This window comes from Microcystis sp. LE18-22.4A, assembly GCF_027531105.1.
GTDB lineage: Bacteria > Cyanobacteriota > Cyanobacteriia > Cyanobacteriales > Microcystaceae > Microcystis > Microcystis aeruginosa.
Window position 1 is genome coordinate 25,217 of the sequence record NZ_JAPZRB010000010.1, and the last position, 15,370, is coordinate 40,586.

The 15,370-nt window shown below is 42.7% G+C and carries 15 protein-coding genes; 13 read left to right on the plus strand and 2 right to left on the minus strand.

Translation table 11 applies throughout. The annotated features are described in order from the left end of the window. Positions 1–255: 255 nt before the first annotated feature. The 6 genes from gvpN to O9295_RS00405 all read left to right on the plus strand — a co-directional run bounded on the left by gvpN (position 256) and on the right by O9295_RS00405 (position 4,011). Positions 256–1,296: a gas vesicle protein GvpN gene (gene gvpN, locus O9295_RS00380; protein WP_002796981.1), complete on the plus strand. Its 1,041-nt coding sequence runs from the start codon at positions 256–258 to the stop codon at positions 1,294–1,296. Between the two features lie 29 nt (positions 1,297–1,325). Next, positions 1,326–1,736, plus strand: coding sequence for a gas vesicle protein (locus O9295_RS00385; RefSeq protein WP_147068961.1), 411 nt, complete (start codon positions 1,326–1,328; stop codon positions 1,734–1,736). Further along, positions 1,693–2,004: a hypothetical protein gene (locus O9295_RS00390; RefSeq protein WP_043999004.1), complete on the plus strand. Its 312-nt coding sequence runs from the start codon at positions 1,693–1,695 to the stop codon at positions 2,002–2,004. The genes O9295_RS00385 and O9295_RS00390 overlap by 44 nt, the downstream gene beginning before the upstream one ends. A 508-nt stretch (positions 2,005–2,512) precedes the next feature. After that, positions 2,513–2,986: a gas vesicle protein K gene (locus O9295_RS00395; protein WP_002758523.1), complete on the plus strand. Its 474-nt coding sequence runs from the start codon at positions 2,513–2,515 to the stop codon at positions 2,984–2,986. 15 nt (positions 2,987–3,001) lie between these two features. Then, a complete protein-coding gene (gene gvpF, locus O9295_RS00400; RefSeq protein WP_061431827.1) occupies positions 3,002–3,736 on the plus strand; it encodes a gas vesicle protein GvpF in 735 nt (244 codons plus the stop codon). Between the two features lie 14 nt (positions 3,737–3,750). Then, positions 3,751–4,011 carry a gas vesicle protein GvpG gene (locus O9295_RS00405; RefSeq protein WP_002736124.1) on the plus strand — a complete coding sequence of 87 codons (261 nt, stop codon included), beginning with the start codon at positions 3,751–3,753 and terminating at the stop codon, positions 4,009–4,011. Positions 4,012–4,134: 123 nt separating this feature from the next. Here O9295_RS00405 and O9295_RS00410 read toward each other — a convergent pair whose 3' ends face one another. After that, positions 4,135–4,467 (minus strand): gas vesicle protein, encoded by a 333-nt coding sequence (locus tag O9295_RS00410; RefSeq protein ID WP_002758520.1) that lies wholly within the window; start codon positions 4,465–4,467, stop codon positions 4,135–4,137. Positions 4,468–4,559: 92 nt separating this feature from the next. On the opposite strand from O9295_RS00410, the gene O9295_RS00415 reads away from it, so the two are divergent. From O9295_RS00415 to O9295_RS00425, 3 genes are all read left to right on the plus strand, one after another. After that, positions 4,560–5,243, plus strand: a complete 684-nt coding sequence (locus O9295_RS00415; RefSeq protein ID WP_288030874.1) for a GvpL/GvpF family gas vesicle protein — start codon at positions 4,560–4,562, stop codon at positions 5,241–5,243. Between the two features lie 12 nt (positions 5,244–5,255). Beyond that, the gene (locus O9295_RS00420) at positions 5,256–7,157 is read left to right on the plus strand and encodes an ArsA family ATPase (protein WP_288030876.1); all 1,902 of its coding nucleotides are present in this window, start codon (positions 5,256–5,258) and stop codon (positions 7,155–7,157) included. A gap of 214 nt (positions 7,158–7,371) precedes the next feature. Beyond that, positions 7,372–9,216, plus strand: coding sequence for an AAA family ATPase (locus tag O9295_RS00425; protein ID WP_288030879.1), 1,845 nt, complete (start codon positions 7,372–7,374; stop codon positions 9,214–9,216). Positions 9,217–9,501: 285 nt separating this feature from the next. Here the strand turns inward: O9295_RS00425 and O9295_RS00430 are convergent, their stop codons facing one another. After that, positions 9,502–11,109 carry an MFS transporter gene (locus O9295_RS00430; protein WP_079209059.1) on the minus strand — a complete coding sequence of 536 codons (1,608 nt, stop codon included), beginning with the start codon at positions 11,107–11,109 and terminating at the stop codon, positions 9,502–9,504. A 449-nt stretch (positions 11,110–11,558) separates the two neighbouring features. Between O9295_RS00430 and O9295_RS00435 the strand changes: the two genes are divergently transcribed. The 4 genes from O9295_RS00435 to O9295_RS00450 all read left to right on the plus strand — a co-directional run bounded on the left by O9295_RS00435 (position 11,559) and on the right by O9295_RS00450 (position 15,024). Continuing rightward, positions 11,559–12,668: a glycosyltransferase family 4 protein gene (locus O9295_RS00435; protein WP_288030884.1), complete on the plus strand. Its 1,110-nt coding sequence runs from the start codon at positions 11,559–11,561 to the stop codon at positions 12,666–12,668. A gap of 92 nt (positions 12,669–12,760) precedes the next feature. Further along, positions 12,761–13,777 (plus strand): glutaminase A, encoded by a 1,017-nt coding sequence (gene glsA, locus O9295_RS00440; RefSeq protein WP_288030887.1) that lies wholly within the window; start codon positions 12,761–12,763, stop codon positions 13,775–13,777. Positions 13,778–14,298: 521 nt separating this feature from the next. Next, complete coding sequence (locus O9295_RS00445; protein WP_288030890.1) at positions 14,299–14,658, plus strand: YtxH domain-containing protein; 360 nt, start codon at positions 14,299–14,301, stop codon at positions 14,656–14,658. Further along, on the plus strand, positions 14,659–15,024 hold the full coding sequence (locus tag O9295_RS00450; RefSeq protein ID WP_185240112.1) for a DUF948 domain-containing protein: 366 nt from the start codon (positions 14,659–14,661) through the stop codon (positions 15,022–15,024). Positions 15,025–15,370: the final 346 nt, after the last annotated feature.

Sequence of the window (15,370 nt, forward strand, 5' to 3'; positions counted from 1 at the left end):
GACTAAGGAATATCCTGAAATACCTTCAGAATCAAGGTTCTAGATCTAATTGATGACAGTTCCTAATTTTTTGTGATATTATTATGAGGTAAGCCTTAAAAGCCAAAGACGATTAAACTTGCCGTAAAATTCGGGTAACACAAGCGTCCTTGCCTACTCGGTTATTAAGGGGAAACCTGAACCAGCAGTTGTTAGCTCAAGAATACCCGTACGCTTCAGGCGGGGATTATCAATGGTATTTACTATATTTCAACTATGACAGTTACTGAAACTCAAACAAGAAGAGCCGTCCTCAGCCTCCGCCCCGGTCAATTTGTTGTTACGCCTTCGATTGATCAAATTGCCACCCGCGCCTTACGTTATCTAAACTCTGGTTTTTCCATTCATCTATGTGGCCCAGCAGGAACGGGAAAAACCACCTTGGCAATGCACTTGGCCAATTGTTTAGCCAGACCTGTGATGCTAATCTTTGGCGATGATGACTTTACCAGTTCCGATTTAATTGGTAGTCAGTCTGGCTACACCCATAAAAAACTGATGGATAACTATATCCACAGCGTTCTCAAAGTTGAAGACGAGCTAAAACACAATTGGGTGGATTCTCGCTTAACAATGGCCTGTCGCGAGGGGTTTACCCTAGTTTATGATGAGTTCAATCGTTCTCGACCTGAGGTCAACAACGTTTTACTCTCTGCCTTGGAAGAAAAAATTCTCACCCTGCCGCCCACTAGCCATCAACCCGATTACCTACAAGTCAATTCTCAGTTTCGGGCAATTTTCACCTCCAACCCAGAAGAATACTGTGGGGTTCATGCTACCCAAGATGCTTTAATGGATCGGTTGGTAACTATCAATATGCCTGAACCGGACCAACTAACTCAGACAGAAATTCTTGCTCAAAAAACGGGGATTGGTCGAGAAGATGCTTTATTTATTGTCAACCTCGTCAAAACCTTTCGTGTGAAAACTGCGACTGAAAAAACGTCGGGTTTGCGCTCTTGTTTAATGATTGCTAAAGTCTGCGCCTCTCACGATATTGCGGCCAACTCCGCTGACTCGGACTTCCGTGATATCTGCGCCGATGTTCTTTTGTCACGCACAAATTTATCTGTTGATAAGTCAAGAGCGATTTTATGGGAAATCCTCGAGGACAATCCGTTAGAATCCTTATCCTTTCTAGAGGAAGAGGAGCCTTCCGATGCCCAAGTGTCAACTTCTGAGCCTTCGACAGGAAATCAATCGTTAAAAGCCATTCAATCTTTACTGCGAGGCAACTTGCCCCAGCGAAAAGACTAATTTTATACTCTTATTGAGTGAAACTAACTGTGACTTCTTCCACTTTTGCTGGCTCGCTCAGAAACCAGTCAAACAACTCCCTAAAAACAGCAACTCAAGGTTCGAGTTTAGCGGATATACTCGAACGAGTTTTAGATAAAGGAATTGTGATTGCCGGCGATATTTCCGTTTCGATCGCCTCCACTGAACTTATAAATATCCGCATTCGTTTGTTAATTGCCTCTGTTGATAAAGCAAAGGAAATGGGAATCAACTGGTGGGAAGGAGACCCCTACCTCCATAGCCAATCCCAAGCTTTACTAGCAGAAAATCGGGAACTTTCACTCCGACTCCAAACCCTAGAAACTGAGCTTGAAACCTTAAAATCCTTAACCCAATTGAGTGCAATAGAGAGCCATGATACCAGTCCGAACGATGAAGCACATTCCTCAGATGCGTGAAATTCCTCACTTGAATCCTCAAAGGTTAGGAAATTTACACGAGTTGACGGTTGCCCCTCTTGATAAAGCCAGGGAAATGGCAATTGATGGGTGCCAAGGTTATCCCCACCTCCCTAGCCAATGCCAAGCTTTATTCGCAGAAAACCTGGAACTTTCACGGCGACTTCAAGCCTTAAAATCCTTAGGCAAATTGAGTGCAATGGAGAGCCGTGATACCAGTCCGAACGAGCAGGCACATTCCTTATATACATTGAAATTCCTCAACTGAATCCTCAAACGGTAAAGAAGTTTACCGAAAAATTGGGTTGAAAGCCTCGCCCTTTTAGGGCGACTTTATAGGATGTATGATATTAAGAATAGCGGGCCGGGTAAGCAACCGCTTAAAAAACCCAGTCATCAACCGATGAACGCACCTTGAAAACTAGAGTTATGGGGTTCTCTAGGGGAGTGCTCCTATAGGTAAAAGCTCTCAGCGTCAAGTACCAAAGAAACCAATGATTTTAGAGGTTTTGAACTGTATCGTAGGGCATAGGAAAACAGGCTTCTGTAAGGTCGCGAAAGTCTGAGGAGAGAACCACCTCTGGGTGGGATTTCGCCAGGAATCTAATTCAAGTGGACTCGTTGAGCCATAAATTCACAGCAGTGATGCGAGAAGAATCCACGTCGTAAACGGCGTGGGGTATGTCAAATCATTATTTTCCCTCAGATAAAATTTCTTGCCCAAGCTCCCCACTAGAGACTCACCGTCAAAAACTGCTCATTTACCAATTCCCACCATGACACTTGCTTGCACACCTTACGATTCTGATAATCAAGCCTTGCTGACCCGTCCAGAAAGTAATAGCCAAGCTGGTTTAGCCCCTTTACTGTTAACTGTCGTGGAACTGGTACGCCAATTGCTCGAAGCCCAAATCATTCGCCGGATGGAAAAAGGGGTTCTCAGTGAGTCTGATTTAGATAGAGCCGCAGAAAGTATCCAAAAATTGCAAGAACAAATTCTCTATTTGTGTGAAATTTTTGAGGTTGAGCCAGAAGAGTTAAATGTCCACTTAGGAGAGTTTGGAACTCTTTTACCGGAAGCAGGGAGTTATTACCCGGGAGAGGAGGGTATTAAGCCTTCTGTGTTAGAATTAGTGGATCGACTCCTCAATACAGGGGTTGTTGTGGAAGGAAATGTTGATCTGGGTTTAGCTCAACTAGATTTAATTCATCTAAAGCTTCGTTTGGTTTTAACTTCTCAGCCGGTTTAATTTGGGAGAATACTGATGACAGTGGGTCTTTATTTATATGGAATATTTCCCGAACCAGTTCCTGACGGACTCGTTTTGCAAGGGATTGATAATGAGCCAGTTCACAGTGAGATGATTGAGGGTTTTAGTTTTCTCTACTCCGCTGCTCATAAAGAGAAGTATTTGGCATCCCGTCGCTATTTAATTTGCCATGAAAAAGTATTAGAAACTGTCATGGAAGCAGGGTTTACAACGTTGTTGCCCCTGCGGTTTGGCTTAGTTATCAAAACCTGGGAATCCGTCACCGAACAATTAATTAGTCCCTATAAAACCCAACTGAAAGAATTATTTGCTAAACTGTCAGGCCAACGAGAGGTTAGCATTAAGATTTTTTGGGATAATCAGTGGGAATTACAAGCGGCTTTGGAGTCTAATCCTAAGTTAAAGCAAGAACGGGATGCGATGATGGGTAAAAACTTAAATATGGAAGAAATTATCCATATAGGTCAACTCATTGAAGCCACTGTATTGCAACGGAAACAAGACATTATTCAAGTCTTTAGAGAGCAATTAAATCATCGCGCCCAAGAGGTGATTGAAAGCGATCCGATGACGGATGACATGATTTACAATGCAGCTTATTTAATTCCCTGGGAGCAAGAGCCGGAATTTAGCCAAAACGTTGAAGCGATCGATCAGCAGTTTGGTGATCGCCTAAGAATTCGCTATAACAATTTAACCGCACCCTATACCTTTGCCCAACTTGTCTAAGGAGAGTATTAGTTATGTTTCTCGATCTTTTATTTCTTCCTGTTACCGGTCCTATTGGGGGTCTGATCTGGATTGGGGAGAAAATTCAAGAGCGTGCAGATATAGAATATGATGAGGCGGAAAATTTGCACAAATTGTTATTATCCTTACAACTATCTTACGATATGGGCAACATTTCTGAGGAGGAGTTTGAAATTCAGGAAGAAGAACTTTTATTAAAAATTCAAGCCTTAGAAGAAGAAGAGGCAGAAAACGAATCTGAATCTTCTCTCTAAACTTGCAATCTTTCCCACCACATAGATCATGAACAAAATCACAAATTGTAAGCTTAGTAAGGGCGGATTTGACAAGCTCAAGAACTCGTTGAAGCTTGGTCAGAACTAGCCCTTGGTTAAGCCTTAATATTCTAGGTAAAAAGTTTGGAAATTACTGGAATTATTAGAGGAGTGAGCAACAGTTTTGGGGGAATCAGGTTTTTTAGCTACACTAGGAGGGTTGGCTGTACGCAAATTTTGAATACTTTGTTCTGTAGTCTCAATTTGCTCTGTCACAAACGTGAGACGATTTTTTAATTGCTGAATCTGCCGCTCCATCATTTCTAATTTTTCTTGGATACGTTGTTTTTCAGTAATTAACTTATAAAGCTCAAGTTGGTGATCTGCTTCAGATTGTTTCCGAGGCATGGTGCTAATTTTAGATCTAATTGGTCTGGGTGGACGAGTGGTTGTCATAACAATCCCTGAATAACTTAGAATATTCTAGCATATCAACGCCCCAATATAAAAACTTGTAAAAAATCGTCAATTTTCTTTTGGTAAACCCTATGAAATTGTACAATCTATATACTTACGCTTTTTTGAAAACCCCCATAGAAAGCCTAAAATTACCCGTTGGAATGGCTAACCCATTGTTACTGATAACTGGTGGAGAGCTATCGGCCGTAGTCGAACCCGAAGTTGGTTTAGACACTTTACAAAATGATGATGAACGCTTGATTCAATCCGTTTTATGTCATGATCGAGTCATCTGTCAATTATTTCAACAAACCACTATTTTACCCTTACGTTTTGGCACATCTTTTTTAGAGGCAGAAAATTTACTGACTCATCTTTGTTCTCATGGCCAAGAATATCAAGAAAAAATTGAAGAACTTGAGGGAAAAGGAGAATATCTTTTAAAATGTAATCCCCGTAAGCCAGAGGAGCCTGTACTCTTTTCTGAAAGCAAGGGCAGACAATATTTTTTAGCCAAAAAACAGCTTTATGAAGCCCAACAAGATTTTTATACTTTGCAAGGTTCGGAATGGCAAAATCTCGTGAATTTAATCACCCAAAGCTATCCATCAACGAGAATTATTACTGCTCCAGGGACAGAATCACGAATTTATCTTTTAGTTGATTTTCAAGAAGAACCTTTACTAATCGAGCAAGTCTTGCATTGGCAGAAAGCCTGCCCCCGTTGGGAATTACAATTAGGACAAGTTTCTCCCCCCTATCACTTTACTTAACTTGATTTCTCTATGACTAACTTTAACTTGGTAAATAACTCTCTAAGTCGTTATGACACTCGACATTTAGTTATGTTTAGTGGCAAAGGAGGAGTGGGAAAAACCACCCTTTCCTGTGGATTTGCTCGCCGTTGGGCTAAATTATTTCCCGAGGAACAAATCCTGTTAATCTCAACCGATCCTGCTCATTCTTTAGGGGATGTATTGCAAACAGAAGTTAGCGATCAAGCATCACCTGTAAAAGACTTACCCAACTTAAAAGTTAGGGCATTAGATGCGGAAAAATTGCTCTTAGAATTTAAAGAAAAATACGGAAAATTTTTAGAACTTTTAGTAGAACGGGGCAGTTTTGTTGAAGGAGAAGATTTAACTCCTGTTTGGGATTTAGACTGGCCAGGTTTAGATGAAATTATGGGTCTATTAGAAATTCAACGATTACTTATTGACAATGTTGTAGATCGAATTGTTGTTGATATGGCTCCCTCTGGTCATACCTTGAATTTATTGGGAATTAAAGACTTTTTAGAGATTATTTTAAATTCTTTAGAGTTGTTTCAAGAAAAACATCGTGTTATTTCGCAAACTTTTTCAAAAACCTACAATGCCGATGATGTGGATGACTTTTTAGTCAAAACACAAGCAGAATTAACCGAAGGCAAACGAATCCTACAAGATCGGGATTTTACCCTTTGTTTAATTGTGGCAATTGCCGAACCGATGAGTTTATTAGAAACCGAACGATTACTCAATAGTTTGCATCACTTAAATATTCCCTGCGGCAGCTTATTTATTAATCGAATTCTAACGGATCCTAATCAAAATTTAGATCGCTATAGTGAGCAACAGCAACTCCTGGATAAATTCCTAAAAATTCCAGGTCAAGAGACAATTTTCACCCTGCCCCAACAATCAAAAGAACCCCTAGGAGGTGAAGCATTAGATCAGATCATGAGTCAAATTAAAATCATCGAAAAAGTAGAATTTACTCCCCCGCCTCCTATTCAATGGCCGCAAAAAATTCTGCCGAGTTTTAGTGATTTTATTGACGACAAACGCCAACTCATTATCATTGGTGGCAAGGGGGGGGTGGGAAAAACCACCGTTGCCGCGGCCATTGGTTGGGCGTTAGCTAATCGTCATCCCGATCAAAAAATTAGAATTATTTCTATTGATCCGGCTCATTCTTTGGGAGATGCCTTTGGGACAAAGTTAGGACATCAATCCACACAATTAACTGATAATTTAAGTGGTCAAGAAGTTGATGCTAATATCATTTTAGAAAAATTTCGGGATGATTATTTATGGGAACTGGCAGAAATGATTAGTGGTGAAGGTAAGGAAGAAGGAAACATCAAACTAGCTTATACTCCGGAAGCTTGGCGACAAATTGTAGCTCAATCTCTGCCAGGAATTGATGAAATGTTATCCCTAGTAACAGTGATGGATTTATTAGACCAGAAACAACAAGATTTGATTATTTTAGATACGGCTCCTACCGGTCATCTCCTGCGATTTTTGGAAATGCCAACGGCTTTAGGAGATTGGTTAAGTTGGATTTTTAAGCTTTGGATGAAGTATCAAAATGTCTTAGGGCGTGTAGATTTAATGGGACGATTGCGAACCTTAAGACAACAAGTGATGTCTGCCCAGAAAAAACTAAAAGACCCCCAACATACAGAATTTATTGGAGTTTTGCAAGCCCAAGATGCTATAGTTGCCGAACAACTGCGATTGACAGCATCTTTGAAAAAAATGGGAGTCTATCAACGTTATGTCGTGCAGAATCGTTATCACGCTAATGAGGAAATTGATTGGGATTTATTCCCAGATCAAACTTTGATTCGCTTACCCAGTTTACCCCGGTCAGTAGAACCTCTAGCCCGGGTAAAAAGCGCGGCAGATCTGTTATTTTAAAGGTAATTAGTCTGCTCAAGTCGGACTTCTTCACCCCATCTATCACCCAGTCCCCACGGCAATTCTCATTTTGAAACGATTTTGCGTTGTTTCAGCGATCTAGAGACTCGTTAAGAATTATTAACCCCTCTAGGTGCAAGGGTTTTAATGTCATGAAACCTTAAAATGAGAATTGCTGCAGTCCCCATCTTTCACTTGACTCAGGAGAAATTTTATGGCAGAATTATTCAAAGGCTTCGAGCAATTAGTCGAACTGGCTAAAATCTTGGAAGAGAAACTGGAAAAAGGGGAAATTAAAACCGAAATGCAATTTAATTCCCGTCCCTTGAGTAATATTCCCCGTTCTGGCGGTATTCCCCGTTCAGGGGGAGTTTCTCGTCCGAGCAATTCTGGCGGGGATGATTTTGAGGTCAATCGCAATCGGTCATCTCCCACTGATTCAGGGGTTGAAGACACTGTGACACCGCCCGAAGGACCGACCACGGCTTCCCTGAAAGATGTTGGTGGCTTGACGGAAGTGATTAAAGAACTCAAAGAACTAATTGCCATTCCTCTGAAACGCCCTGACTTGTTGGCCAAGTTAGGACTTGAACCCACTCGCGGCGTTCTCTTAGTCGGACCCCCTGGAACCGGTAAAACCCTGACCGCCCGTGCTTTGGCCGAAGAACTCGGTGTTAACTATATTGCCTTAGTCGGACCAGAGGTGATCAGCAAATATTATGGGGAAGCCGAGCAAAAACTGCGGGGAATTTTTGAGAAAGCCGGTAAGAATGCGCCTTGTATCGTTTTTATTGACGAAATTGATAGCATGGCACCCGACCGCAGTAAAGTTGAAGGGGAAGTAGAAAAAAGACTGGTAGCCCAATTGCTGGGTTTAATGGATGGCTTTGCCCAAAGCCGAGGGGTGATTGTTCTAGCGGCGACAAACCGTCCCGACCATCTTGACCCTGCCCTCCGTCGCCCTGGACGGTTTGACCGAGAAGTCCTCTTTCGGGTGCCTGACCGCAAGGGCCGTTTAGAAATCCTGCAAATTCTCACCCGTTCCATGCCCCTAGATGAATCAGTTTCCTTAGCTCTGATTGCCGATAATGCTGTGGGATTTGTCGGGTCAGATTTAAAAGCCGTTTGCCAGAAAGCGGCCTATAGTGCTTTGCGACGCCAGGTTCCTACGATTGACTCGCAAATTCCAGAAACAATGACGGTGGTCCAAGCCGACTTTTTGCAAGCCCTTAAAGAAGTTAAACCGGCGGTATTGCGGTCTGTGGAAGTGGAATCTCCCCATGTGGACTGGGACAATATTGGCGGACTTGAACAGATTAAACAAACCCTACAGGAGTCCGTGGAAGGGGCATTACTCCATCCTCAATTATATACGCAAACCAAAGCCCAAGCTCCCAAAGGTATTTTACTTTGGGGTCCCCCCGGAACGGGAAAAACCTTATTGGCCAAAGCGGTTGCATCTCAGGCGCGAGCTAATTTTATTAGTATTAATGGACCTGAGCTTTTGAGTAAATGGGTGGGTGCGAGTGAACAAGCGGTGCGTGAGTTGTTTGCCAAAGCTCGTCAGGCAGCACCTTGTGTGGTTTTTATTGATGAAATTGATACTTTAGCACCAGCAAGAGGTCGTTATAGTGGGGATTCAGGAGTGAGTGACCGGGTTGTGGGACAAATCCTCACGGAGTTGGATGGGTTGCAAACGGGGGCAACGATTTTAGTGATTGGAGCCACTAATCGCCCAGATGCGTTAGATCCAGCCTTATTGCGAGCGGGACGGTTGGATTTACAGTTAAAAGTTGATTTACCGAATGCCTCTAGTCGTTTAGCAATTCTCGGGGTTCATAATGATGAACGTCCTTTACAGGATGTGGATTTAGGCTATTGGGCCGAGGCAACCGAAGGCTGGAATGGCGCAGATTTAGCGTTATTATGTAACCAAGCGGCACTGATGGCAATTCGTCGTTATCGCCATCAGGGAATGACTGACCCGGCTGAGATTCGCATTACAACGGCTGATTTTAATCATGCTTACCAACTGTTGGTTGAACAGCGTGCCAATTGATTTTTTTTCCCCCTTGCTTTAGTAGGGGGGAGAATCTCAATTCAGGAAAACCATCGTAAAAAGGAAAATTTTCAAAAATGTCTGCAATCATGGGTCTAATACTAAATCCGGTTATTAAAAACTGATTATTTATTTCCCCTTTTGCATGAGTGCCTGTCCTGATATGTAGCCTATACTCAACGGATTTAGTATAACTTTGTCTTGATAATTTACAAAACGATTGGAACCTGAAGAAGAAAAATTATTACGGGGTTTAACTGACAGTGTTTCTCAAAAAACTGATGTTTACTTTTCCTCTTGTCTTCTTGTTGCTAATTGGTCTAAAATTTCGGCGTGAACTTGGCGAGTAATTGGATAAAAATAGGCAAGAATTAAGCTAATGATCAGAAAAAATGCCGGTAAAGGAGCAATTGCTAGGCGAATTGCTATTAAAGCACTATCTGGCTGCAGGGGAATTGCTTCTCCTGGGATTCTCGGTTTAAAACCCGATGTTTCTAGAGCAATACCGACAAGAAATAACCCCAAAGCTAAACCAATTTTTTGCAAAAGTACCATGAAAGCATAAAAAATACCTTCTCGACGTTTTCCTGTTTCTAATTCGTCTAATTCAATCACATCGGGAACCATTGACCAAGGAATTAAATAGGCCACAGATACGCCAAATCCTGCCAAAACTGCCAAAGCATACATTAAAGTTATTTCTCCTGGTTGGAGCAAAAATAAACCAATTTGGGCAATAATCCAGAATGTCATCCCTAAAAAATAGACTATCTTTTTGTCTAATTTCTGACTAACTGCTTGCCAGAAAAATAACATCACTAAAGCTGTTCCCTGTACTGCCAAAGCGACTAAACCCGATTCTGCTTCCGATAGTCTCATGTAGCTGACGACGTAGTAAACCAAAATCGAGGCAGTTAATTGTACTCCTAACCAAGCACAAAGATAGATGCCAATAACGTATAAAAAGGGACGATTACCAAAAACTATTTTTAATTGTTCTTTCAGGGGAATAGTTTCGGTATTATTATCCGCTTCTCTCTGTTTAATTGCCGCGCTATCCTTGAGATGATTTTCAGTTTTGCCATAGTAAAGGGTTAACCCCGAAACTATCCCTTCTATTCCTAATAAAATTGTGGAAATAGCGATAAAGTCTCTGGGATTTACCCCAATTTTTCCTAGTCCATAGACCGAGGAAAGCCCACCGATAACTATAAAAGCAATTGCCAAAACTTTTTTCTGGGGAGAATTGAGAATCGCTTTTGCTCCTCGTTCTTGTAAAGCTAAAGCGCAGCAAATAACTGCTATAATCGACATTAAAGCACAAACTACACCTAACAATAAAAAAGCTTGATGGAGATCGTTGGCATAGGACGATGAGACGATAATATAGAGAATTAATGAGAGAATGCTGCCCCCGATGGAAAAGGCAAAACGAAAACTATTTAAGCGGGTTCTCTCATTATAATCATAAGTTAATTCAGGGGTGAGTGCCTGGTAGGGAAGATTGACTACTGTATAGGTTAAATTAAAGATAATACCAATAAAAATATAATATAAAAATAGCCATAATTGGTTATTAGTCGGGATTAACCACAGTAAAAAATAGCTAATTCCGAAGGGAATCGACCCCAATAACATCCATGGTAAGCGACGACCCCAGATAGTACGAGTTCGATCGCTCCACATGCCAATGATCGGATCGTTAATAGCGTCGAAAATTCTCACCACCATCAGCACACTACCAGCTAATCCTGCCGATAATCCTGCCACATCAGTGAGGAAAAATAGCAGGTAAAATACCGAGATATTGGCAGTGATAGCCGGTCCCAAATCGCCAGCACCATAGGCGATTTTTGTGGTTAAATTGAGTCTTTCAGAAGTCAAATGAGCCATAAAAGCAATTACAGAGATTAAAATAAGCTTAACCGTTCTGGGAGCAGTTGAGGAACTTTAATTTTTTTTGTCTCTAGTAATTCCTGAAAATATCTAGCGTTAAAAGGGAAGATTCCCCGATGACACAAGGGACAAAGAAATAGCTTGATCTTTGGCATCCGGGAAAATTCTGACTATTTCCCCGTCCTTCACTTTTTATCTATCGCCTTGACCAGCATCATCAGCTAAACTGACTAATATCAGTTATTTTAGCTATCAGCATCGGAATTCCCCTTATTCTGGCAGTTAAACTCAAGAAGAGCCACCAGATTGTTCTTTTTCGGACTGTTAGCGGTTAGGAGTTATTACTGGGGAGACGATCGAAATAGATCAAGAAAGTGTGATAGTACAGATAAGAGATCGGGGAAAATTTTTTCGCCAAACCTAAAACTTTTTGACGCTGACGTTCTATGATGCCTCATATCTTCCTATTTTTAGAGATTTTTTCCCAAGAAGGCGGTATTCAATCCTATATCAAGGATGTCCTGCAAGCTTATCTCACTTTGCCCGATTGCGAGGCGGCCGAGGTTTTTTTACTGCGGGATGCCCCTGATTGTCCTAATCCTTTCAAAAATCAAGGTATTACCTTTCATTACCTGAAAAATAACTCAGCAACTCTCGGACGCATTCAATTAGCCCTTAAGTTTCTAGTTTCTCTCCTCCGGAAACGTCCCCAACGGGTTTTTTGTGGTCATATAAATTTAGCCCCCCTCACCCGTCTTTACTGTCAAGCTTTAGGCATACCCTACACCGTCCTCACCTACGGCAATGAAGTCTGGGAACCTTTACCAAATTCCCAAAAACAGGCCCTGCAAGCGGCCGCATCGATCTGGACAATTAGCCGTTACACTCGCGATCTTATGTGTAAGGCTAACGCTATCGATCCCAAAAAAGTAGCAATTCTCCCCTGTGTGGTGGATGAAGAAAAGTTTAATTTAGGCGAAAAGTCCTTGACATTAATCAAAAAATATGATATGGAAAATGCCAAAGTTTTATTAACAGTGGCCCGGTTGTGGTCGGGGGATATCCATAAAGGGGTAGATGTTACCATTCGGGCCCTGCCGACAATTCTAGAGACTTATCCCGAAGTAAAATATCTAGTCATTGGACGTGGGGACGATCGCCCCAGGTTAGAAGCTTTAACCAAGCAGTTAGGAGTGGATAAACAGGTAATTTTCGCGGGTTTTGTCCCGACGGAGGAATTAGCCGACCATTATCGTTTAGCCGATGCTTACGTTATGCCCTCCCGGGAAGGATTCGGGATTGTTTACCTAGAGGCCATGGCCTGTGGTATTCCCGTGATTTCTGGAGATGAGGACGGTTCAGCAGAACCGCTGCAGGATGGTTTGGTGGGGTGGCGCGTTCCCTATCGAGATGCCGAAAAGGTGGCTCAAGCTTGTTTAGAAATTTTGCCAGGTCAGGATCAACGTTGTCACCCGCAATGGTTGCGTCAACAAACTGTAACTAAATTCGGCAAAAAGACTTTACAAGCAAAATTACGGCAGTTAATCTCATTATAACTTCATTGGGCATCGTCTCCTCAATACCGGCCACTGACTAGCCAAAACCACAACTTTGTCACTCATTATTAAGATAACTGCTATACTCCTCTATGGCTTCCCCAAAAGATTTTATTAGTCCGGTCAATTCTGGTCAAAAGTTGGTCTATCCTTTTCGCAACTATCTTAACTATCTTCACGACAAATACTCTGATTTACAGACGGGTAAGATCGCTGATTATATTCCGGAATTAGCCCTAGCAGCTCCACAATGGTTTGGTATTTCGGTAATTACCACTGACGGTCAGATTTTTGAGGTGGGAGACTGTCGGCAAACCTTTACAGTACAATCGATTTCTAAAGCTTTTGTCTTTGGATTAGCTCTAGAAGATCACGGAAGGGAATACGTTAACAGTAAAGTCGGTGTTGAACCCACGGGGGAAGCTTTTAACTCGATTATTCTCGATGAAAAAACCAATCGTCCCTATAATCCTATGGTTAATGCTGGTGCGATCGCTACCACGGATTTAATCACCGGACAGAATGCCACGGAAAGGCTAAAACGTATTTTAGAAATGTTTAAACGCTATACGGGTAGGGATCACGAGATTAATGTCCCCGTTTTTCTCTCGGAAAAATCCACCGGCAATCGTAATCGGGCCATGGCCTATCTGATGCTAAATTTTGGCATGGTTAGCGATAAAATTGAAGAAACCCTCGACCTTTACTGTCAACAATGCGCCATCCTCGTCCATGCTCACGATTTAGCCCTGATGGCCGCTACTTTGGCTAATGGAGGTGTCAACCCAATCACAGGAATACGGGCGATCGATGAACACTACGTTCAAGATGTGATCAGTGTTATGCTTACCTGTGGAATGTACGACGCTTCGGGAGAATGGGCCTATCGGGTAGGATTACCGGCAAAAAGCGGTGTCGGGGGCGGAATTACGGCAGTAGTTCCCCATCAGTTGGGAATTGGAACTTTTTCGCCCCTTTTAGATGAAAAAGGCAACACTATCAGAGGAGTGAAAATTTGTCAAGATATTTCAGAGGATTTTGGTTTACATTTATTCAATGTGGCCAAACCAGAACGAGATTTAAAAACATGGCTTGAAGGCAATAGTTGATCCCACACCCCACACCCCACACCCCACACCCCACACCCCACACCCCACACCCCACACCCCACACCCCACACCCCACACCCCACACCCCACACCCCACACCCTACCCCCAGGAAAAACTTTTTGCCGCAAACCCTACTTAACTGTCCCCAGCAAGAGCGCCTACCGACCCTAAAAAATTAATTTGGCCAGAAGTCTATGGAAAAAATTTCATAAACCCCTTGACAAAAGCAGCGGATTGTGTGTAATATAAATATCGTGTGAGGAGTATAAGTTCAGCATAAGAGGAACCTTTGGGGTCGAAACACGGCAAGACTCCCAGAGGTTCTTCTTTTTCACTCCCTTATTGGCTCAAAGTCAGCCGTAAAATCAGGTTTTCCCCGATCGCTAGTTTTTTCTCAATTTATCCCTTCTAGGTCTGTTGCTGCTTACCAAGAGCAACAGGTCAAAATTTTTGCCGAAGAAACTGCACAAGAGAAGTGTAATTCCTCGTAAAATTGGGAATTAAGTACAGGGGCAATCCTATGGCAGATAAAAATAACGGTAACGGTGGCTTATTCGTCGTCGGGGTTTTAGTGGGCAGTGCGATCGGGGCAGTGGCGGGTTTATTAGTAGCGCCGAGATCTGGAAAAGAAACCCGTCGAATTCTGCAAAAATCCGCCAGGGCTTTGCCTGAATTAGCCGAAGATCTGACCACAACGATGCAATTGCAGGCCGATCGCCTATCGGAATCAGCCCGGCGTAATTGGGATGATACTTTAATGAGATTAAAAGAGGCGGTGACAGCCGGAATCGAAGCTAGTCAAAGTATAGCCACGGACAATCCCTCCCCTGACTCGCAAGAATCCCCCCAGGGCGATAATCAACACTCGAATCACTACTAAATGACCGAACCTATTTTCTGGCTAGGATGTTCTTTACTGCTAGTCGCCGTTAGTTTAACGGCGGTTTTCATCGCCGCTTTACCTGCTCTGCAAGAGTTAGCCCGGGCAGCCCGGAGTGCCGAAAAATTGTTCGATACCCTCCATCGGGAATTTCCCCCGACTCTAGAAGCAATTCGCCTAACAGGGGCGGAAATCAGCGAATTAACCGACAATATCGATGAAGGGGTCAAAAGTACCCGCCAAGTTGTCCAAGGAGTCGATCGCAGTATCGGTAGTGCTAAAGCTGGTCTTAGCAAGCTCGATCGTGGCAGCCGTCGCCTCCTGATCGGTTTTAAAGTCGCTTGGAATACTTGGAAACGCAGTTAAGCAGATGGGGAAGTGGGGTGTAGGGTGTGGGGTGTGGGGTGTGGGGAAGGAAACCTCTTTCATCTGTGGGGGTGAAAATTTTTTCATCGGGACTGACTCCTGAATCCTGACGACCGAATCCTGAATCCTAACCCCACCAACAAACTTTTTCAGCAAACCCTAAATATTTGTAAAGTTTTTTGCCTAAGTTACCTTTCTGTGGTATGCAAATCTTTACTGCTCCGATTCGGGGGTTTCTTGGGGGGTGTCATCGTTGTTGGTTTCTCGCTGGGGACTTGCGCTTTGATAATGTACCATTTATGGCTTGTCTGATTCTTCTACAGAGCGACTGTCTGGCTGGGATATT